This is a genomic window from Aquiflexum balticum DSM 16537 (assembly GCF_900176595.1).
Classification (GTDB): Bacteria; Bacteroidota; Bacteroidia; order Cytophagales; family Cyclobacteriaceae; genus Aquiflexum; species Aquiflexum balticum.
Genome location: NZ_LT838813.1, coordinates 4,426,733 through 4,447,876 on the forward strand (window position 1 = coordinate 4,426,733; position 21,144 = coordinate 4,447,876).

A 21,144-nucleotide genomic window follows, 5' to 3' on the forward strand; every position below is an offset into this window, starting at 1 on the left:
TTTAAACAGCTACATTGTTTTCCCTCAAAGCCTCATTTAAAGAAGTTTTAAGATCAGTGGAAGCTTTTCTCTGTCCAATAATCAGTGCGCAGGGAACCTGAAATTCACCTGCATTGAATTTTTTGGTAAGGGAACCCGGTATCACCACCGATCTTGAGGGAACAAATCCTTTATACTCTTTTGGCTCCTTTCCGGTTACATCAATGATCTTTGAACTTGCTGTCAAAGTAACCCCGGCACCTATCACAGCTTGCTTTCCAATTCTAACCCCCTCTACGATTATAGCCCTAGAACCAATAAAAGCGCCATCTTCAATAATAACAGGTGCGGCTTGAACAGGTTCAAGAACTCCTCCAATACCAACTCCCCCACTTAAGTGCACATCTTTTCCAATTTGCGCACATGAACCTACAGTAGCCCATGTATCAACCATCGTGCCACTGTCCACATAAGCACCAATATTGACATAAGATGGCATCATCACCACTCCTTTGGCTAAATAGGCCCCATAGCGTGCCACAGCATGAGGAACTACCCTTACTCCCTGCTTTGCATAATTGGATTTCAGCGCTATTTTATCATGGAATTCAAAGGGACCTACCTCAATAGTCCTCATTTTTTGAATGGGGAAATATAATATAACTGCCTTTTTAACCCATTCATTAACTTGCCATGAACCATCGGATAAAGGTTCAGCAACCCTTAATCTACCGCTGTCCAATTCCGCTATTACGGTTTTGATAGCAATTTCGACATCCTTTTCATTTAACAATTCCCTGTTTTCCCAGGCATTTTCGATAATCGACTTTAATAATTCCATATTTTTGACCCAAAGAATTTAAAATTGTTCATGCAGCTTTCCAAAATCACCATCGCCTCAGTGCTCAAACCTGTCAAAGACACTAGGGCTTATTACAGGTTTGGACTTTCATTGCGTGAAACAAATAAATACAAGATTAACATCATAGGATTTTCAACAAAAAAAGAATCTTCCGATAAATTTATCAATTTCATAAGCCTCTATTCAAAAGAGAGAAATAACTATTCAAGGATATTTTTAAACCTGAAGTTGATAAAATTGCTTTTTCAAGATAAACCTAAAGTTCTGATTGTTTCCACTTTTGAACTTCTACCAGCAGCGGTTTTCAGTAAATTTTTTCTTGGTTTTAAATTGATTTATGACGTTCAGGAAAATTATAGTCTAAACATAAGTCAAAACAAAACTCTTTCCGGATTCAAAAAAGATGCTGCTTTGATACTGATAAATTTTATTGAACTTGGTTCAAGGTATTTTGTGGATCACTTTTTTTTCGCAGAACGCTGCTACAGGGAAGAATTGAAGAAGTTCAAACCTCATTCAATTTTGGAAAATAGATTTTATGGCAAATTGAAAGTTAAAGAACCATATTATCTCAATCCTGAAAATACATTGACATTCTTGATGTCAGGAACACTTACAGAAGTCTATGGAATTTTGAACGGGATTCAATGGTTTAAAGCGATCCACAGACACTTCCCTAAATCCAGGCTGCTGATAATGGGTCATGTACCATTGGAATCTTTTATGGAAAATTTATCGGAAGCTGTTTCAGGTTATCCACAGATTCAACTCACTGCTTCAAATACTCCATTGGAGTATGAAAAGATATTGAATGCCTATAATGAAGCGGATATTATTTTGATGCCTTACCATCAAATCCCAAGCATCAGTCCAAAAATCCCCAGCAAACTTTACGAAAGCCTGGCCCTGGGAAAGCCCTGTTTAATCAGTCCCAACCAAAAATGGAATCAAATCGTTGCCCAATATCCTGGAGGAATGGAAATTGATTTTTCGGATATGAAAAATTGCAAATCTACTTTTGACCTGTTTTTGGCTAAAAAGTTTTTTGTCTCTTCTCCGGGAAATGAGGTCCTTTGGAGTAGTCAGGAAACCGAATTTTTAGAAGTCATTGAGCGCCTATCCTGCAAATAGGGAGATTGAGGCTATATCATTAATTGTCTTTCAAATTTTATTGCCCAATTATAGTATCGGTTTTACAATTAATCCCTTTGTGACTTAGCGTCTTGGTGGCTAACCTTGTTCAAACTGCCACAAAGATTGGTAATCAATTCTTTTCCATTTGAATTTTCGGATGGTGTTTGTCAGTTGAAAGAATCATCTTTTTAGATTTTTCAGATCCGGTTTTATGGTTATTGGTAACTATTTCTATTCCAAATACACCAAAAGTTATCCACCACTCCCCCTTTCCGGAAACTATATTTGAGTATTAGGAAACTCCCTGTACTTCCTGAAAACAGAAATTCACAGGGCAAGTATTTACTTTTAAATCATTGTAATATAATGACTTGAAATCATATTTAAATATACTTAATTTAATATTTAGACTTGTCTAAAAAGCAAATCACAATTGATTGAAGGTTATCCACATGTTATTTAGTCTATATTAAATTTTTTTTTAGTATACCCTAAATTAATATATTTGTACCTTCAATAAAAAAATATGAACCCACTCACCTACGCAGAGGAAAATTATTTGAAAGCCATATACCACCTATCGGAAGGCGGAAAAAAAGGGGTTTCAACAAACGATATCTCAGGGGAAATGAAAACAAAACCTGCCTCTGTTTCTGATATGCTCCGGAAATTGGGGGATAAAGCAGTGATAGAATACAGAAAATATTATGGGGTACACATTACGGAGGAAGGAAAAAAAATAGCCCTTCAAACCATAAGAAAGCATAGATTGTGGGAAGTGTTTTTAGTAGAAAAACTGAAATTCTCCTGGGATGAAGTCCATGAAGTAGCAGATGAATTGGAACACATCAAATCCGGAATTTTGATCCAAAGGTTAGATGAATATTTAGGCTTTCCCAAATTTGATCCCCATGGCGATCCTATTCCTGATGAATATGGTGATGTACGTTCAAGACCCCGAATACCACTCAATGAACTTGAACTTCATTCGGCAGGTCAGATAGTCGCAGTCAAAGACAGTAGCGCAGCTTTTTTGAGGTACCTGGACAAAGTCGGTGCCTACATCGGTGCAAGAATCAAAGTAACTGATAAGGTGGAATTTGATGGATCCATTGAAATTTTGGTGGATAATAAAAAATCGATCTTTATGTCAAAAGATGTGGCAGGGAATATTTTAGTGATGCAATGAGGAAAATGAAAAGCGGGAGGTAAACCTCCCGCCCCTTTTTCAAACATTAGAATTCTTTTTAAACTTCTATGACACTAAAATTACTTTCCCATTTCTACCACCCTTCTCATATTCCTCTAAAGCTTCTTTGAATTTTTCCAGCGGAAAAGTAGATTGAATATCAACTTTAACTTTTTGGGAAATCAGATGGGTAAAAACGGTTCTGAATGCAGTTTCTCTTTCTTCTTGCTTCAGGCTTTCCAAATAAGAGGTTAACCAAAAACCTTCAACTTTTATATTTTTGAAAATCAAAAGACCCGAATTCAAAGGAATATTTTCCAAACTCAATAATCCAAAAACCATCATTTTTCCATTGTTTTTGAGGCAGGATAAAGCTCTAGCACCTAAAGTACCACCTACAGCATCAAAAACCACGTTGACCCCCTCGCCTGTCTTTTCCATGATGATTTTTTGAAGTTTTTCTTTTTCAGTGTTGACCACCAAATCAGCCCCCAAACTTGTCAAGTACGCTTTTTGTTCATCCCTTCTCACAGTACAGGCAATATTGATACCCTTTTGTTTGGCCATTTGAATGACCAATTTTCCATATGCGGAAGCTCCTGCTGTGATCAAAACCCAATCTCCCCGTATCAGCCCACTGGTTTCCAGCATTCCATAGGCTGTCAATGGATTGATAAACGCCTGACATGCAACCTCATCCGACATACCTTCAGGTGTAGGGATAACCAAATGCGCTGGTACACAGACATACTCTTTCCAGGTTCCAATACTTGTAAAAATCACCCTGGTTCCAACTGGAATTGTATTTTTCTCATCAGCCAAATCAACCACCCCTGCTGCTTCAAAACCTGCACTGCTCGGCAGTTTTGGTGTGATCCCGTACATTCCACGAACAAACATTATATCCGATGGATTGATGTTTCTGGCAGTAACTTTAATTCTTACTTCATGGGGTTTAGGCTGTGGTATAGGCGCCTCCTCTAAAATTAAAACTTCATTGGGCATTCCCGTTTGATTGAATATTACCTGCTTCATGCTATCTGTATATGTTAATTAATGTTTTTTCGAATTGGAAGTTAAAAAAAAATACTCGGTATGCATAATATTTTTTAAATATGGGTAGCCTAAGAAAAGTAAATTATTTAACTTGTTCAGTCACTCAAAAAAACTAAAATTATGGATCTATCAACTCTTTTTTCATTGATGAATGGTGTCGCGCTGATTACTGGAGCGAGTAAAGGTATAGGATATAGCATAGCAGAAACTTTTGCTGCTGCCGGTGCCAAAGTTGTAATCAGCAGCAGAAAACAGGATGCTTTGGATGAAATGGCGGATAAACTTAGAGCTAAAGGATATGAAGTGACCGGTATTGCCTGCAATGTCGGAAAAAAAGAAGAATTGGAAAATCTGGTTCAAAAGACCATAGAATTATATGGACAGATAGATGTGTTGGTCAACAATGCAGCGAGTAATCCGGTGTTTGGTCCAGTACATGATACCAGTTTGGAAGCTTTTGATAAGATTATGGAAGTAAATGTCCGGGCACCTTTTCACCTGATGAATCTTTGTTTTCCATACCTAAGGACTTCCCCTATAGCTTCGGTCATTAACATCAGTTCCATTGGTGGGATTTCTCCTGAACAGGGTTTGGGCATCTACAGTGTAAGCAAAGCTGCATTGATCTCCCTTACCAAAGTTTATGCGAAAGAATGGGGAGACCACAAAATAAGGGTAAATGCCATTTGTCCGGGTTTGATAAAAACCAAATTCTCTGAAGCCTTGTGGAGCAACGACAAAATCATGCAGCAAATAATAAAAAAACTTGCCATAAAAAGAGCAGGAACAAGTGAGGAAATCGGGGCTGTTGCACTCTTTTTGGCTTCCAAAGCTTCCTCTTATACCACAGGAGCAGTTCTGACAGCAGATGGTGGTTTCACAATTTAAATCAGTTTATCCATGAGCAATTCGGAATTCCTGACTTCAAGCCGCACAGAAGAACTATTACCAAAGTACAGGGCATTTTTAAAGGAACATCTTTATCCAATTGAAAAAGAAATAATTTATGGGTCTTTCAAGGCCCACCTGCCTCAATTAAATTCCCTACGGCAGTTGGCCAAAAAAGAAAAGCTCTTTGCTCCACATCTTTCAGAATCTGAAGGTGGCCTAGGGCTATCTTTGTTTGAATTTGCCGGAATCTCGGAAGTTTTGGGCAGCAGTCCATTGGGACATTATATTTTTAATTGTCAGGCACCTGACATAGGAAATATGGAATTGATGCATCAGTTTGCCAGCAAAGAACTTAAAGATCAATATCTGAAGCCTTTGCAAAGAGGTGAAATTAGAAGCTGCTTTGCGATGACTGAACCGGAACATGCGGGAAGCAATCCCAAGCATCTATCCACGCTTGCCATAAGAGATGGTGACCATTATGTCATAAATGGCCATAAATGGTTTACGTCTTCAGCGGATGGGGCAAGTTTTACCATAGTAATGGCTGTCACCGATCCCCAAAATCCAAACCCTTATCAAAGAGCAAGCATGATTTTAGTGCCTTTGGACAATTCTGGATATAAACTGATCAGGAATATCCCTATCATGGGAGATGTGGGAGAAGATTATATGTCTCATGGAGAAGTAAGCTTCACAGATTGCCGGGTACCTGTAAGCAATCTTATAGGTTATGAAGGACAGGGATTTGTTTTAGCCCAGGAAAGATTGGGGCCAGGAAGAATCCATCATTGCATGAGATGGATAGGCATCTGCGAAAGAGCTTTGGATTTGATGTGCAAAAGGGCAGTCTACAGAGAATTGGACCCGGGAAGACCGCTTGCCTCTCAACAAACGATCCAAAACTGGATTGCTGAATGCTCAGCATCAATCAAGGCTTCAAGATTGATGGTCATGAACACAGCCTATCAAATAGAAAAATCCGGAGCAAAGGCCGCCAAAGAAGATATTTCAACCATCAAGTTTTTCGTTTCCGATGTCCTGATGAAAGTATTGGATAAGGCCATTCAAGTACATGGTGGCTTGGGAATTACAGATGATACCTTACTTTCTTTTTGGTACCGACATGAACGTGGGGCAAGAATTTATGATGGACCGGATGAAGTGCATAAGTCTGTTTTGGCCAGAAGCATTTTAAAACCCTACATGAATCATGAATAAAGAGCCTAAAGGACTGGAAAATCTTTTCCCGTATTTAGAAACCAAACTGAAACTTGATCCCCAATCTACTGTAATCAGTCAATTTAAAGGCGGATATTCCAACCTTACTTACCTGATCCAATCACCATCCGGACAATACGTACTCAGGAGACCACCTTTGGGATTGAAAATCAGTAAAGCCCATGATATGGTAAGGGAGTTCAGGATTTTGGAAGCTTTAAAAAAGGCCGGTTATAAAAAAATCCCGGATCCCATTATTTGCTGTGAAGATGAAAATGTGATCGGTGCTCCTTTTTTCATCATGGAAAAAGTGGAAGGGCTGATTTTGAGGAACAGGATTCCTGAAGGAATGGATTTGAATGAAGATTATTTCAGAAATCTATCCCAGAATACGATGGATGTACTTTTGGAACTCCATCATTTGGAATTGGAAAAATCAGGGTTGCTGGAATTGGGAAAACCTCAGGGATATGTTGAAAGACAAGTTCATGGCTGGTCTGAAAGATATTTTCAATCCAAGACTGATGAACTTTCGGAGATGGAGACAGTCATTGATTGGCTCAAAGCAAATATGCCGAAAAATGAAAATATCGGATTTATCCACAATGATTACAAATATGACAATCTTGTATTGACAGGACCGGAAGATCCGGGGATCAAAGCTGTTTTGGATTGGGAAATGGCTACCGTTGGGGACCCCTTGATGGATTTGGGGACATCTCTCGCCTATTGGGCTGAAGCAAAGGACCCTGACACTTTAAAAATGTTTAATCTCACATATCCCGCTGGGAATTTTTCCCGACAGCAAGCCATTGACTACTATGCCTCCAAAAGCAATCTGAAACTTGATCATATTCTGTTCTATTATGCTTTTGGCTTATTTAAAGTCGGTGTAATTGCGCAACAAATCTATAAAAGATATACATTAGGGTTTTCCCAAGATCCCCGATTTGCAGGGTTGATTCATGTTGTCAGAGCCTGCGGGAAAACAGCATTAAAAAGTATCAAAACGGAAAAAATATAAATACATGAAAATCAAAAATGTTTGCATTTTAGGCGCTGGAACTCTGGGAACAAGAGTAGCGCTCCAATCCGCTTTATCTGGATACAAAGTTGCTGTGTATGACATCAGTCCTGCAGCTTTGGACAATTCCAAAAACATCATGGAGAAAATAGTACGGCAATTGGCCAAAAGCAGTGGTTTGGAGGCTGAAGCCGGACTAAATGCGATTTCAGGTATAACTTTTACTGACAACCCGAACGTTGCTGTTTTGGATGCTGATATCATCAATGAAAGTGTTTTGGAAGATGTGAAAGTCAAAAATCAAGTTTGGAAGTTATTTGGAAAAATTGCACCGGAAAAAACCATTTTCACAACCAATACATCATTTCTGCTTCCTTCCATGTTTGCGGACACCTCAGGACATCCTGCAAAATTCTGTGCTTTGCATTTCCATGATGTGTTTTATGCCAAAGTGGTAGATATTATGCCACATTCCGGTACGGATGAAAAATTAATCCCCGTCTTAATGGAGTTTGGGAAATCCTTGGAACAGGTACCTGTTTTGGTTAAAAAAGAGAATCCCGGCTATATATTCAACAGCATGTTGATGGCTTTTATTGGTGCAGCAGGGAAGTTGCTGACAGGTGAGGTAGCAAGTATTGAGGATATAGATAAGTCCTGGATGGTCAATTTCAGGATGCCAAGTGGCCCCTTCGGAATTCTGGACACCATTGGTTTGGATACAGCATGGCATGTAACCCACAAAATGCCCGACAAAGCCTCACAAGCCTTTGCCGCACTTTTAAAAAAATATATTGATGCAGGGAAACTTGGTGAAAAAACAGGAGAAGGATTTTATACCTATCCCAATCCAGCATACAAAGCTCCAGGGTTTTTAAATTGAAATAAACGCCTACTTATTTTTTAAGGACAATATAAAAGAGGCCATGGTTTGGGCCTCTTTCATTGAAACATTTGGATGAGGATCCATCACAGGGTATCCCCATGCCCCGGTGCTTCCATTGATAATTTTTCTGGCTAAATGATCCATATAAACCTGTTGAACAGGATATCTTTTGGCTATATCCTGAAAGGCCGGGCCCTTTGATCTGTTTTCGGTTCTATGACAATCATAACAATCGGCATAGGCGATCAATACCTCTCCCCTTTTCACCAAATCCAAATCCAAGGGACCATCATTTCCCGGTATGGCACGGATATAATCTTTGGAAGTTTTTTCCATTGAATTTTCAATTTCATTTCTTTTGGATTGTTGACAGGATACCCCAAGTATGCAGAAAATCAAGCCATAAAATCCAAAATATTTCATATTGATAGTATCTATTCAGATTACTTTTCCGCAATGACCAACATTTCAAAATCCTCAGTTGTTAAGGTGTCGTTTCTTGAAAAAGCACCCAAATGTGCTCCATTGATATCTATTTTAGTATATCCCAATGATTTCAGAATCCATTTTATTTCACTTGGCACATAATACCTTTCATTGCTTTCAATTGATTTTTTATTCCCGTCATCATCAATAAAATCAGTAATAGAATGATCTCTAAAGGTCATTAAATCAAAAGTATTACTGCGATAGGTGGTACCGGTTGATCCATTTTCCTTATTGGTGAAGGCTTCGACAGAATGGTAAAGTGGAAACAAACCATTGAGCGTAGTGAAGATGAATTTGCCTTTGTTTTTTAATGATTTGGTAACCTGCTTCAATATCTCAAAATTCATTTCATCGGTTTCCATCAAAGGAAATCCTCCTTCACATAGCATGATGGCAGCATCAAATTCATTGAGGAAAGGAAGCTCTCTGGCATCAGCTTCAATAAAGTTGATCTGAAGATCAAGAAGTGCTGCTTTTTCCTTTGCCCTTTTTAATTGAGATGCAGAAAGATCTATTCCTGTAATATCATAACCTCTTTTTGTCAATTCGATGCTGTGCCGACCTGTCCCACAACCAACATCCAAGATTTTTAAGGTTTTATTAAAGTCAAGCTCCTTTTCAAGAAAATCACATTCCCCAACCGTGCCTTGTGTAAACTCCTCTTGGTCGTATTTTTGAGCAAAGTTCTCAAACATTGCTTCATACCATTGTTTCTTAATTTCCATCATGTTATTTAATTTATAGCACTGATTTTCAATCAATTAAATTACTTTACTTAACTGAAAGGATTATCCTTCTATAAGATACCAATTCGTGGGCGCCATTATCTCTTATCTCGAGTATCAGGTGAATTTCAGAATTGCCGATATCTCGAGGAAGCTCAAATTCCTGCTTCTCTTTACTGGGTTCATCTAAAGAAAACTGACCCTTATAGCTACTCGCCTCTTGGTAATAAAACCAATTGAAATTGATTTCATCCCCATCAGGATCAAATGATCCTGATGCTTAAGTTTGGCTAATTTCTGGTATAGAACAAGCTTGACAGTGAATGAATAGGGTTATTTTTGGCACTTCGCTGTTTATTTTCCATTGCGACGAAGTCGGTGAAATTGATTTTGACAGAATCAGTCCAGTTTATGGCCCTGAACTGGTTTATAATGTCCTGGGTCGTTGTTCTGCGGTTTTTCTTTTTGCTGTACCACTTGGGCCTTGGCAGTTCTGTGATTTTGGCTTTTGATGCCGAGACCAGCAACATTGAGTAAACGGCGGTGACGAACTGAGGTACCTTGCTGCAGGGTATTTCTTTTCTTACCTGTGCCTGCCCACATCCCATCAATGTTTTCTGGTCCCTAAAATTCACTTCTATACCCCATCGCCACAGATATGCCTGCAGCAGTTTTTCAAGCGGGAGTTCTGTGGATGTACAGATCAGGTATGCGGGATCCCTGTAAAGCAGTTTTGATTTTTTTGTGAGCCTGTATCCGACAGGTCTTATGACCACCAGCCTCAGATTCATCGGCCCTGATTTTTCCCATCTCACCTTCTCTACCGTCTTGATATTGAAAGTATGTATTTTTCCTGCCGCCCATGCTTTGACTTCCTTCCAGCCGTATTCATCGGACTGACGGATCTGTTCCGGGGTGGGCAGCTCATCTCCGTAGACACGCTTTCTGCCCTTGCTGTTTTCAGGGGAAACATCGGGCAGCCCATAAAGCTTGCAGTCTTTGCGGACCCTTCCGATCAGGATGACATTATCAACAAGTTTTTTGAGAACAGTCTCATTGGTATAGCTGCCGTCCACGCTCACCACCAGACTTTTTCCTCTGTGCCCGTCCGAATCAAGCCCCTTTCTGAGGGCAGAGATCCTTTGGGATCCTATCAGGCTCAGTTTGGTCTTTTTTTGTGTTTCTCTGTAAAGGTCATGATCTTCCCGGGGACTGTCCTTTTTGGGTTTACGGGCAGTGGGGCAGTGTTGAAGATCAACAGGAACGGTCGTGGCCTGTACTTTGTCCATTCCGGAACACAGAGAAAGGGACATCTGTATAAAACGCTGGCCCCATACAAAGTTGGTATGAAAAGGCGGGCCCAGCGGATCCCTCATCCATTTGGCCCCCTCCACTTTTTTACCTGTTTTTCTCAGAAGTGTATCGTCCATATGGGCATAGATCTCCCCTTCGTCCGCCGAAACAGCATCCGCTACGGACTTCCTGATGACTGAAAACAGCGCATCGGTATTCATCCTGTCCCCCTGAAAAAGGCGGTATGCCGCCGACCAGTCTTTGAAATGCTGTCCGGTGGCCGTTATCATACCCGTTACGGTACTCCTGCCGACACAGCCCAAAAGACCTTCTGCAAGTACGGAAGCCCTTTTCCAGGTCCGGATCTGCTTAAAGGCCAATTTACAGTCCGAGAACAGGGATCCGAAGATATCTTTCAGGTTTTCGGGGGAAGTTTTTTTTTAAGGCCTTCGGTTGCCTTTTCACTTCGCTGAAGAACAAGTCTCTGATGGTCATCAATGATCCACTCCACAACTTCCCCCTGCTGGAATTCAATGGCCTGTGCCACTGCGGCAGGAAAGTTGACGTACCATTGTTCACTTTTGGCTCTTTTTATGAGCTGGATTTTAGTCGGATATCCCATATCTAGTCATATAACTAGATATAAAAATCAATAAAAAAGGCCACAATTCCAAATTGCGGCCCTTTTTTATTTTATGTCTAGTTAATAGCCAAAGTCGAGCATCAGGATCAAATGATCCTGATGCATCCAAAATGACCCAGGCACCAGGTTCTTCTTTTATTCTGATAATTTGATTTCCTCCTGCACCATTGATTACGGCAACAGGTTCATGATTGACCTCCTCAGGACCTTTGGTAGAATATTGTAACCTGTTCAAGAAACTGGTTTTTGCAGCGGGAATCCATCGTTCCAATTCGCTTCTCTCTAATCCACAGGTATGAAAATAGCCATCCGGAAATTGCTCTCCCATAGACTGGAACATGCTGCCCCAACTTCCCTGAGTTGGATCCAATGGATCATTGAGACCAAGTGCCGCACTAATCAGGTACAGAAAAGCAGGTGTATCCCCTTCTCCCCCATGATCATAATATGCTGAAATCGGACCATTGCCATTGACTTCTTTTTGATCCATCACCTTTAAATACTTCCAAAAATGTCCATTGTCATGTAAAAACCAGGCTGGATTAACCCTTTCACCTTTGAAAGTTGAGGTTACAGTTCCCATATTATTACACTTCAAAGCCTGAACTTTATCCAGGTCTATCATATAATCAAAAGTGATGTCCTGAAGAAGAATCCCGAAAATGTGGATCTTGGATAGAAGTTTCTTGAATTTTTCCTCCCCCTTTCTTTCTCTGTAGCGGTATAGTGCCTGAACAAATGTAATGGGGCCTCCCCACATTTGCACGAAAATCGGCCGGTCATCTTCTTTATCAAAAACCTCCTGAAGATATTCGCTACCCTCTGAATCTTTTGGTTCTCCGTTAGGATTAAGACCATCTCCAATCCAATCATGAAAGGTAATATCACCCCATTCACTTTCTACATACCGACCCGCGATTTCCTGCGCAAATTTCTTCTCATTTGTTAGCCAAATAATTGGCAATGCTCCTCTTCCTTTTTTTGTTACGCCTGCAAGTTCCGCATAGCTAGGAAAATCTTCATGATGTCTTTTAAGTTGTGCATTTTCTTCCTTGTAAGCATCCAAAATATTATTGACCTTTATCCAAGGACCATCTTGATTATAGTTAAAATCCGGTAATTGTTGGGTGATAATGATGGCTTCTGTATCAAAAAAATGCGAATAATAAAGATACCTGATCAGGGAATTACCGTCATCATGGGTCATATCCGTCATGATTACTACACGGTATTTTTCCTTCGCCATGGAAGGAACGCCAATTATGGATAAGATGAGAAGGGAAGAGAAAATATATCTTTTCATGGGACTGAATGTGAATCACTAGAAAATATAACTTGAAAACATCTATAAACAAATCAAAAGTATATTATCGGCAAATTCAAAAGGAAAAATCATAAATTTGATTTTCCATGTTTACCCCTAAAACCTAAAGCCTTTCGATCCTATGCAAATAAAAATCAAAGATCTCCTCCTGATTCAAGGACTTATATCTAAGTCTCTGATATTTTTGCTGACAGTAATCGTGTTCATCTCATGCTCAGGAAACAAAGCAGGCAAGAGCGAATCAGAGAGCACATTGACCCAACAGGCTGGAAAGACTTTTTCTGAAATCAAGCTGGAAACTTTTGGATACCTGGAAGAAGTCATGGGCTGTAGTTGTTATTTGGCAATAGACAGTCTTCAATTCAAACAGCAAAATTTTATTTATGCAGAAAAATATGGTCTTCTGGATAAAAAAGATTTTGGCTTCATCAAACTGGACAATCAATTGATCCGATTGGAAGTCCTTTCTGTAGAAAACAATTCAGAGGAATCTTCGAGAAATGTAAGGTTAGGAAATGAACAGGTAGAGGTTTGGCTGAATCTCCAGTTAAATCAAAGCGGGGATCCGGAAATATTACCTGCTACGGGCGAAATTCAAATACATATTCCTGACCGTCTACCATGGATCCAAACAGTGGTTGGGACTTGCGGATGCTAATTCAAACAGCAGTAAAAAACTTTTATAAAAAATGGCCTCGGTTAAATTGCCTTAAACCAACAATTAACCGAGGCCAAATTCATTTGATCTCTAGGGATTATACTTTTTTTGGAGGGAGGTCGAAAGCAACAGCATCGTGTTCCAAATGCCCACGATGTGAGCCGTCACAAAAAGGTTTGTTTTTGGACATTCCACAACGGCAAAGTCCCAATACAGTCCGACCTTGTAGTCCGTAAGCATTGCCCTGAGCATCCACAATTTCGAAGTCTCCTTCTATTTTTAAAGATCCATTGGAATTAACAGTGATTTTAGTATTAGCCATTTTTTTGATTTAAAGTTGATATAAAACAAACCTAGTTTAGGTAATTTAAGCCAAACCGAAAAAGGTTTTTCGTAATTTTAAAATTTTAAACTTTCTATGACCTATTTCTCAGGCTTTTAAATATTTTGGATTAACATCAATCCAAAGGATTTGCCTGAACTCCTTCAAAGGTGATTTTGACAGGAAGGATCAGGCCATTTTCGTCAAATTCCATCTTGTCAATACAGGTTACCCGGTGGTTGCCATCCGTTTCACCCAATGGTCTGCGATGATATACGATATAGTACTGGTCAGTTTTGGGAACATGCAAGACCGAATGATGTCCAGCACCGGTGGCCACTTCAGGATCCTGTTCCAATACTACCCCAATCCGCTCAAAAGGGCCAAATGGATTGTCGGAAATCGCATAGGCTACTTTATAATTCGGTCCGGTCCAACCTCCCTCCGACCACATAAAATAGTATTTGTCATCCCGGATAAACATAAAGGGACCTTCCACATAACTTTCCGGTGTCACTTCTCTATAATATTCTCCATCGTCAAAAGGCTCCAAGCCTGTAAAATCCTCGTTGAGTTTGACCACATTGCATTTGCCCCAACCGCCATAATACATCAAAAAACTACCGTCCCTGTCCTTGAAGATAAATTGGTCAATCGGCTGTGCCCCATTGACGATATCCTGTATCAAAGGCTTGCCCAATAAATCCTTGAATGGCCCTTGCGGTCGGTCGGCAACAGCCACACCTATTCCACCAACTTCTCCTTCATGCACATCATTGGCAGCAAAGAAGAGAAAGTATTTGCCTTTTTTTTCAATCACTCCCGGTGCCCACATGGCAGAATCCGCCCAGGCCACCTCGGCTGTATCTATGATTCTTTCATGCTTGGTCCAATTGACCAGGTCAGGTGAAGAAAAACAATCCATAAAAACCTGTCGGTGGAATTTGTCTGAGTAAGTAGGGTAAATCCAATAAGTATCCCCGTAAATAATCGCTTCAGGATCGGCATACCATCCTTCAAAAAGAGGATTGCCTGAGAATTCTTCGGTTTTTTCAGTTGGCTTTGGCTTACAGGAGATAATAAATATTACCCATAGCACATATAGGAATATCTTGGATTTGATCATGATTTAATCATGGTTAGCAACATTTTAAACTTCTTTTTTGCTTTCAGGGCATGAGGGATATTGGCCGGAAGGATGATGCTTTGTCCTGATTGGAGGTTAAAAATCTTTCCACCAATAGTGATTTCAGCTTCACCGTCCAACAGTTGAACAAGGGCATCATGTGGTGAACTATGTTCAGCCAATCCCTCGTCCTTATCAAAAGCAAAAAGAGTGATGTTACCAGCCGGCTTCTTCACAATTGTCTTGCTTACTACAGAATTATCAGCATAGTCAATGCTTTCTCTGGATTCAAATATTATTGACGGTTCTATATTGGCCATAGTATTTCTTTAAGAATTTCAGATATGACTAGAATAATCGTGCCACCATTATCCCTGATTGCGACTTATTGCCTTTCAGGTAATCGTTCAAAGGCATTTGGGAAATCTCCACTTTCATGTTTTTGGTGCCTGCATGCAATAAATGGATCCTGCCTTCTTTTTCTATGGCAAAGCCCACATGTACTATATCCAGGTTTTGCATGGAAGTAGTGATGGCAATTAGGTCACCGGATTTGATGTTCTTTTCGTAGTTGACTATTTCATCTTTGGGGATATAGTGATAGGTTCTTTTGCTAATTTCAGCTTCGGATACCTTTAATCGTTTCACAAATTCAGGATTTCCCAACTGTGCATAATACTGGGGATTGGAACTCATAAAGCTTGGGTAATTGGCATAAACCTTACCACCAATTTCCTTAGTGACATCTTTTATAATTCCCTTCTGTTCATTCTGATAAATCCAGTCAGAGAAATAATGCAATCTGGATGGATAGTCCTTTCTGATTCCATTCTGATACCTGAGGAATTCCAGTTCCCGCTCAAAATCCTCAAAAGAAAACTCCCCCATTTGTGCCAATCTTGCCAAAGTGACGACAGTTTCCAGATAAGTGGTACAATCCAGGCCCATCAGGTTGATCACCAGTTTTTCTTCTCCAGGCAGTTCCAAAGTTTTCTCCACATAAGGCGTATTGAGAAACCATTTACCGATTTCGATAATGCGTTCATTGGGAGATTTTTCCGAAAGGTCCATTTCTGAAAGTTTCAGCAGGTAGGCATCAAGCCTTTCTTTACTTTCGGAAGTGCAAACGGTTTGGCTTCTTACCAAGAATGGTATTAGTAAGAAAATGATAATAGGAATCAGGCGCATTGGTATTGGAGCTTTTGATAAATATTGAAATGTAAATTTAATTTTGATATCCAGGACTCAAATAGATAATTAAATTTCTTGAATCTTTAAAACTTAGATTGAAAACAAGAATTCCTCTGCTGTCATTATCGGAAGTTTGGCAGTTTTGAAACCTTTCTGGTCTCGGCTGATAATAATTTTACAATTCGCTCCTAGTGCTGAATAATATTGCAATCCATCTTCAAAATCGGAGAAATTGTTATCATTCAAGGCCAAATCAATGATTTTATCAGTGAGTGGAATTATCGATACCAGCACTTTAAATCTCCTAAGGATATCTTTCGCCTCAGTAGGATTTAACATTTTTGAAAGGACGTAATTGGTATTGGCAATTGAAAGAGAACTTATATATAGTTCTACTTTGTTTTGATCTGCCCAAGAAAACAACTTGGAAGCACTATCAAAAAAAGAGCCCCTTTTTGCCAAAAGATCCAAAATAATGTTGGTGTCAACCAGTAACCTTTTCATTTGTATTTCTCCAAAAGATATTCGGTATATTTTTCTTTGTAATCAAAATCCTCGTCAAGATTTATCACACCGCTGAGGCTTTTTACCAAAGGGGTAATTTCAATTTCTTTTGATGGCTTATCATTTACCAATGAAGCCAGATAGGATTCAATCAATTTTGATAGACTTATACTTTGGGACTTGGCATAATCCTTAGCCTTTTCGATAACCTCTTTGTCCAGATTTAGTGTTAGTTTGGTATCCATGACTTATAATATTTACGTGTGAAAATATAAAATTTATACGTGAATTTAAAATTATAAATCGCTATATTTTTTTTAGGAAAGCATATTTTCAGCTTTTATCAACTTCCACTCCATCATCACCAAACCCATCACCACCATTAGTTCCAACAAAAAATAGGTGACTCCCAAACCGGTGAGTTCGGCAAAACAACAATAAACCAAGCTTAAAGTCAGGCAGCAATAAAAGAAATTGGCAATACTGATACCAAAAAGAAAAGGCTTCCAATTACGCTCCAAGAAGAAATAGCAGCAAAAGGAATAAACTGCAAAAGCCAACGCAATCAAAGATAGAATGATGAGGATATTCTTAGGCATACCAAAAAATTCCTGTAATGGGATGAGTATTCCAAGCAGTAAAAGTGTTGTCAACAAAGCTCCCAATCCATCGACTAGAAAAATGATTTTTGGATGGGTATTTATTTTGGTAAGGAGGGTATCAATCAATTTTTCAATTTTAAAATTTTCCCAATCTTTCAATTTCGGATGATGAGCATTTAAATTTGATTAATATTTATTAATTCGAATAGTATAGTTTACGTTTTCATCAGGAACATGAACCAATATAGGAAATTCTCCCTCGGGTTTATGAATCGGCATATTATAAATGGTAGGAAGATTGACGGGAAATGATTTATCGGTATCATTCTTAAAAGAGAATTTTTGACCATCGAGTCCTGGGAAATTGAGTGATCCTTCCAATTCCGGACTGAGGATGATAATAGAGTCTTTTTGATTCAATCTTGGAATTCCATGATACCAAGGCAACTCTTCCAGGCTTTTCCATTCAAAATCCTTTTTTGGATTAGGGCTAATGTCTTGAGAAAAAGCTGAGAAACAAATCCCTGAGATGAAAACGAGGCAAATGGATATTGATTTTTTCATGACTCGATAAATTTAAAGGGGGAAAAATTTAATGGATTACAAGTCTATTTACGAAATAATAATGAAATAGTTGATATTTAAATGATATATGCTTCGCGATATTAAATTGATATATGCCTTCGGCGATATAACTTCCTTCATCAGCCCTGATTTGAAAAAAGACAGCGTTTTGTCCTGGAATATTATATCTATTTTATATCACACCTATTTCAACTTTATATCTATCTATTCCCAAATCACTTCGTTCTCAAGGTCTTCGATTCGATTCCAATTTAATATCATAAAACATCCAGTATCAACAAAATATCTATTTCCATAATATTTCAATTTATTTCACCAGATATAGTTCCATATGCAGTTTCCTCAAAACCTCCACCGGAAATTTAATCACCTTCCGATCATAAGTCATTAGTCCATTGGTCTCAATTTCCACATCTGTAGTCTGGGTGTAGACTGCCGCGGCTAGACCTTTTGGAATCAGTGCTTTTAGGTCCACGATCAAGAGTTCATATCTGGCCAAAAGTTCTTCCTGCGTTTTGAAGGACTGATAGCCCCAATTGTCCTTGTCCTGCCAGGTATGTCCTTCCACAGGTAGCCCTAATCCACCGTATTCTCCCAATACCAGCACATTCACCTTTCCAAACAAATCCGGTGAGGGCATCACAGGATCGGGATAGTTGTGCACATCGAAAATATCCCCGGTGATCTTGTTTCCTTCCAGTTCAAAATTCCCACCAGAAGCGGAATTGACCAATCTGGTAGGATCATATGCTTGTGTCCATTCTGTGATTTCTTTGGTTTTGAACTGTCCCCAGGCCTCATTGAAGGGTACCCAAACTACAATGGATGGAAAATGATGAAATGCATCCATAATGGCTTTCCATTCGGTTTTGAAAATTGACTCGGATTCAGGTGTTCTGTCTTTGTCAAGGCCTTTTCGGTAAATGCCGGGTTTGGGTTCCCATATATTCCCCATATCCCCGCTGGGCATGTCCTGCCAAACCAACATACCCAATTTATCGCAGTGATAATACCATCGTGCAGGTTCCACCTTGACATGTTTACGGATCATATTGAAACCCATTTCCTGCGTTTTGATGATGTCAAAAGCCAATGCTTCATCTGTAGGCGCTGTGTAAAGACCATCAGGCCACCAACCCTGATCCAAGGGACCATATTGAAACAATGCCTTTCCGTTCAGTTCCATTACCTGCATGCCATTGGCATCATAGCCTATGGAAATTTTCCTCAAAGCCCCATAGGATTTTACCTGATCCACTACCCTATTGCCACGCTTCAAGCTGATTTCAAAATCATACAAATGAGGATTGTCCTGTGACCAGGATTTAGGATTGGGTATATTCAAATTCAAACCCTTTCCGGACTGCCCCTGAGTTTGGGCCACCATTTGATTTTCATCAAAAACTTTCACTTCCAGAACAAATTGACCTGAATTCAAATCGCTGTCTGTTTCTATAAGAAAATTACCATTATCCCAATCAGGGGTTATTTTAACAGCTGATATATAGGACTCGGGCACAAATTCCAACCAAACTGTCTGCCAGATCCCTGTGACAGGGGTGTACCAAATGCTGCGGGGCCGATTGATCTGTTTGCCTCTTGGTTGAGGACCATCATCTGTAGGATCCCAAACCCTCACCATAATTTCCTGTTGCTGACCTTTGTTCAATAAGCTACTGATATCGAAAGAAAAAGGATCGTATCCTCCTTGGTGGATGCCCGCTGATTTCCCATTGACAAAAACTTCGGTCTCCCAATCCACTGCTCCGAAATGAAGCAGAACTTTTCCTTTTCTGTCCTTATTGGCAATAGTCAAGGTCTTTTTGTACCAAAGTTCTTTCTCAGCGCCAACAGGTTTCATCACACCCGATAAATAAGATTCTATAGGGAAGGGAACCGTGATTTTCCCCTGAAATTGTTCAGGTTTACTACTTCCTTTTTCCAAAATCGCATAATCCCAAGACCCATTGAGATTGGTCCAATTTTCTCTGACCATCTGTGGTCTCGGATATTCCTGATGTGGTGCATTGGCATCCACTTTTTCTGCCCATGGGGATAGGATCGGATTGGTATTGAGGTTTTGGGCCTGTAAAAAAAAGGGCTGAATTAAGAAACCAAATAAATAGACTTGGTGCAAAATGTGCTTGAATCTTTTCATTTTTGGGTCGGTTGTTGGGTTAAGAATTGATTATTTTGGCATTTTTAAAAACGGAGTCATCATATTCCAAGCCCAAACCTGGACCTGTGGGAACTTTGATAAAACCATTTTTGATATCAAAATGAGGGTAATACCAATCAGGATATTTTTTCTTTCCGCCCGGAAATTCCTGATACCCTTCCAATATAGGCGAAACAGAAGCAAATTGAAAGAAAGGAGCTGCCAAGGGGTCATCTTTTGGGCTATGAGGTGCAATACTCAATCCATTGGCAATGGCGAGCTTTTCCACATAAAAAGCCCTAGTCAACCCTCCATTGTAATATAAGTCAGGTTGAAGCACATGATACACTTTGTTTTGGGCAATATCGCGCCATCTGAGGTAGGAAGTATCCTGCTCTCCACCTGCCAGTTTCATGGTTTTCAGACTACTGGCAATCTTTTGATTCGAGTTATAATCTTCCCAATAACAGGGTTCCTCAAAAATGGAAACACCATACTCTTCCAAAAATGTCGCCATCTTGAGCCCTTCCTGAAGATCAAAAGAACTGTTGGCATCTGCGTAAATGGTCAGTCCATCCCCAAAGGTTTTTCTCAACAAGCGGATCAGGTTTTCTGACCGGCCCGGTGCGGCATCGGCATTGCGACTCATTCTCCCCCCTACTTTTATTTTGACGGCTTTAGCACCTGTCTCGGCAATTTGTTTTTGAAGATTGGCTACTTCTTCCTCGGGGCTGGTTTCCCGTGTGAGGCTGGACACATACATATGGATTTCTGTCCGGATCCTTTTTCCAAAAAAATCAGAAGCAGGAATCCCCGCAGCTTTACCCAATAAATCCATCACAGCAATCTCCACCTGACCGATGCAGTTGAACAAGGGGATTCCGGAATATTTATATACCGCTCTGTCATGTGCAATGGTATCCAAAATCTGTTCGATATCCCTTGCATCCTTTCCAATAAAAAATGGCTGGATCATTCCCTGCAAAATTGGTAGCAAATACTCCATTCTGAAATTAAGGACAGTGATTCCTTGGAGCCCATCCTTGGAAGTAACCACAATGAAACGGTTTCCAACTGATTCAAGAATTTCAATTTTTTGGATGATAATAAGGGATTTTATAACGGATTGAATATCCAAAATGCTGGAAGGATACGTATTCCCATTCTCTCTATCTATCGCTTCAGCAAAGGCTTTTCTAGGATTAATTGATGGAATCAATCCTAATACAGCACTTTTTGAGATAAATTCCCGTCTTTTCATTTTTCAACAATTTCTTAGCTG

24 protein-coding genes and 1 pseudogene are annotated in these 21,144 nt (G+C 39.6%); 7 read left to right on the forward strand and 18 right to left on the reverse strand.

From position 1 onward, the window contains the following. Position 1 precedes the first annotated feature (1 nt). A complete protein-coding gene (locus B9A52_RS18680) occupies positions 2–820 on the reverse strand; it encodes a 2,3,4,5-tetrahydropyridine-2,6-dicarboxylate N-succinyltransferase (RefSeq protein ID WP_084121895.1) in 819 nt (272 codons plus the stop codon). A gap of 30 nt (positions 821–850) precedes the next feature. Between B9A52_RS18680 and B9A52_RS18685 the strand changes: the two genes are divergently transcribed. Together B9A52_RS18685 and B9A52_RS18690 are read left to right on the forward strand one after the other, a co-directional pair. Next, entirely contained in the window at positions 851–1,972 is a 1,122-nt protein-coding gene (locus B9A52_RS18685; RefSeq protein ID WP_084121896.1) for a glycosyltransferase, read from the forward strand. A 529-nt stretch (positions 1,973–2,501) separates the two neighbouring features. Continuing rightward, the gene (locus tag B9A52_RS18690; protein ID WP_084121897.1) at positions 2,502–3,164 is read left to right on the forward strand and encodes a metal-dependent transcriptional regulator; all 663 of its coding nucleotides are present in this window, start codon (positions 2,502–2,504) and stop codon (positions 3,162–3,164) included. Between the two features lie 66 nt (positions 3,165–3,230). Here B9A52_RS18690 and B9A52_RS18695 read toward each other — a convergent pair whose 3' ends face one another. After that, positions 3,231–4,199 carry a zinc-dependent alcohol dehydrogenase family protein gene (locus tag B9A52_RS18695; RefSeq protein WP_084121898.1) on the reverse strand — a complete coding sequence of 323 codons (969 nt, stop codon included), beginning with the start codon at positions 4,197–4,199 and terminating at the stop codon, positions 3,231–3,233. 141 nt (positions 4,200–4,340) lie between these two features. Here B9A52_RS18695 and B9A52_RS18700 point away from each other — a divergent pair, with 141 nt between their 5' ends. From B9A52_RS18700 to B9A52_RS18715, 4 genes are read left to right on the forward strand one after another with little or no spacing between them, the layout of a single operon-like run. After that, on the forward strand, positions 4,341–5,108 hold the full coding sequence (locus B9A52_RS18700) for an SDR family NAD(P)-dependent oxidoreductase (protein WP_084121899.1): 768 nt from the start codon (positions 4,341–4,343) through the stop codon (positions 5,106–5,108). Positions 5,109–5,120: 12 nt separating this feature from the next. Beyond that, positions 5,121–6,332: an acyl-CoA dehydrogenase family protein gene (locus tag B9A52_RS18705; protein ID WP_084121900.1), complete on the forward strand. Its 1,212-nt coding sequence runs from the start codon at positions 5,121–5,123 to the stop codon at positions 6,330–6,332. Further along, the gene (locus B9A52_RS18710; protein WP_084121901.1) at positions 6,325–7,356 is read left to right on the forward strand and encodes a phosphotransferase family protein; all 1,032 of its coding nucleotides are present in this window, start codon (positions 6,325–6,327) and stop codon (positions 7,354–7,356) included. Before B9A52_RS18705 ends, B9A52_RS18710 begins: the two co-directional genes overlap by 8 nt. 4 nt (positions 7,357–7,360) lie before the next feature. Next, a complete protein-coding gene (locus B9A52_RS18715; RefSeq protein WP_084121902.1) occupies positions 7,361–8,239 on the forward strand; it encodes a 3-hydroxyacyl-CoA dehydrogenase in 879 nt (292 codons plus the stop codon). A gap of 9 nt (positions 8,240–8,248) precedes the next feature. Here B9A52_RS18715 and B9A52_RS18720 read toward each other — a convergent pair whose 3' ends face one another. The 6 genes and pseudogenes from B9A52_RS18720 to B9A52_RS18740 all read right to left on the reverse strand — a co-directional run bounded on the left by B9A52_RS18720 (position 8,249) and on the right by B9A52_RS18740 (position 12,695). After that, complete coding sequence (locus B9A52_RS18720) at positions 8,249–8,665, reverse strand: c-type cytochrome (protein ID WP_157370212.1); 417 nt, start codon at positions 8,663–8,665, stop codon at positions 8,249–8,251. 20 nt (positions 8,666–8,685) lie between these two features. Next, positions 8,686–9,459: a class I SAM-dependent methyltransferase gene (locus tag B9A52_RS18725; protein ID WP_197687242.1), complete on the reverse strand. Its 774-nt coding sequence runs from the start codon at positions 9,457–9,459 to the stop codon at positions 8,686–8,688. Positions 9,460–9,502: 43 nt separating this feature from the next. Beyond that, positions 9,503–9,724: pseudogene (locus tag B9A52_RS26575) on the reverse strand (nucleoside hydrolase-like domain-containing protein); the annotation flags it as partial. 22 nt (positions 9,725–9,746) lie between these two features. After that, complete coding sequence (locus B9A52_RS18730) at positions 9,747–11,168, reverse strand: IS701 family transposase (protein WP_449371669.1); 1,422 nt, start codon at positions 11,166–11,168, stop codon at positions 9,747–9,749. Further along, positions 11,165–11,371, reverse strand: coding sequence for a hypothetical protein (locus B9A52_RS18735; RefSeq protein ID WP_084118654.1), 207 nt, complete (start codon positions 11,369–11,371; stop codon positions 11,165–11,167). Before B9A52_RS18735 ends, B9A52_RS18730 begins: the two co-directional genes overlap by 4 nt. Next, positions 11,355–12,695 (reverse strand): DUF1593 domain-containing protein, encoded by a 1,341-nt coding sequence (locus tag B9A52_RS18740; RefSeq protein ID WP_084121903.1) that lies wholly within the window; start codon positions 12,693–12,695, stop codon positions 11,355–11,357. Before B9A52_RS18740 ends, B9A52_RS18735 begins: the two co-directional genes overlap by 17 nt. Before the next feature lie 142 nt (positions 12,696–12,837). On the opposite strand from B9A52_RS18740, the gene B9A52_RS18745 reads away from it, so the two are divergent. Then, positions 12,838–13,374, forward strand: a complete 537-nt coding sequence (locus B9A52_RS18745; protein ID WP_084121904.1) for a hypothetical protein — start codon at positions 12,838–12,840, stop codon at positions 13,372–13,374. A 97-nt stretch (positions 13,375–13,471) separates the two neighbouring features. Here B9A52_RS18745 and B9A52_RS18750 read toward each other — a convergent pair whose 3' ends face one another. The 10 genes from B9A52_RS18750 to B9A52_RS18795 all read right to left on the reverse strand — a co-directional run bounded on the left by B9A52_RS18750 (position 13,472) and on the right by B9A52_RS18795 (position 21,123). Further along, positions 13,472–13,696, reverse strand: a complete 225-nt coding sequence (locus B9A52_RS18750; RefSeq protein ID WP_084121905.1) for a CDGSH iron-sulfur domain-containing protein — start codon at positions 13,694–13,696, stop codon at positions 13,472–13,474. A 136-nt stretch (positions 13,697–13,832) separates the two neighbouring features. Beyond that, entirely contained in the window at positions 13,833–14,822 is a 990-nt protein-coding gene (locus B9A52_RS18755) for a glycoside hydrolase family 43 protein (RefSeq protein WP_157370213.1), read from the reverse strand. Further along, on the reverse strand, positions 14,819–15,142 hold the full coding sequence (locus B9A52_RS18760; protein ID WP_084121906.1) for a cupin domain-containing protein: 324 nt from the start codon (positions 15,140–15,142) through the stop codon (positions 14,819–14,821). Before B9A52_RS18760 ends, B9A52_RS18755 begins: the two co-directional genes overlap by 4 nt. Positions 15,143–15,170: 28 nt before the next feature. Then, on the reverse strand, positions 15,171–16,010 hold the full coding sequence (locus tag B9A52_RS18765; protein WP_084121907.1) for an N-acetylmuramoyl-L-alanine amidase-like domain-containing protein: 840 nt from the start codon (positions 16,008–16,010) through the stop codon (positions 15,171–15,173). A gap of 93 nt (positions 16,011–16,103) precedes the next feature. Next, a complete protein-coding gene (locus tag B9A52_RS18770) occupies positions 16,104–16,517 on the reverse strand; it encodes a type II toxin-antitoxin system VapC family toxin (RefSeq protein ID WP_084121908.1) in 414 nt (137 codons plus the stop codon). Next, entirely contained in the window at positions 16,514–16,762 is a 249-nt protein-coding gene (locus tag B9A52_RS18775) for a DUF6364 family protein (protein ID WP_084121909.1), read from the reverse strand. The genes B9A52_RS18770 and B9A52_RS18775 overlap by 4 nt, the downstream gene beginning before the upstream one ends. A 72-nt stretch (positions 16,763–16,834) precedes the next feature. Next, the gene (locus B9A52_RS18780; RefSeq protein WP_157370214.1) at positions 16,835–17,245 is read right to left on the reverse strand and encodes a hypothetical protein; all 411 of its coding nucleotides are present in this window, start codon (positions 17,243–17,245) and stop codon (positions 16,835–16,837) included. A 60-nt stretch (positions 17,246–17,305) separates the two neighbouring features. After that, positions 17,306–17,683 (reverse strand): hypothetical protein, encoded by a 378-nt coding sequence (locus B9A52_RS18785; protein ID WP_084121911.1) that lies wholly within the window; start codon positions 17,681–17,683, stop codon positions 17,306–17,308. Positions 17,684–18,011: 328 nt separating this feature from the next. After that, positions 18,012–19,862 carry a glycoside hydrolase family 2 protein gene (locus B9A52_RS18790; protein ID WP_084121912.1) on the reverse strand — a complete coding sequence of 617 codons (1,851 nt, stop codon included), beginning with the start codon at positions 19,860–19,862 and terminating at the stop codon, positions 18,012–18,014. A gap of 19 nt (positions 19,863–19,881) precedes the next feature. Next, complete coding sequence (locus tag B9A52_RS18795; RefSeq protein WP_084121913.1) at positions 19,882–21,123, reverse strand: mandelate racemase/muconate lactonizing enzyme family protein; 1,242 nt, start codon at positions 21,121–21,123, stop codon at positions 19,882–19,884. Positions 21,124–21,144 lie beyond the last annotated feature (21 nt).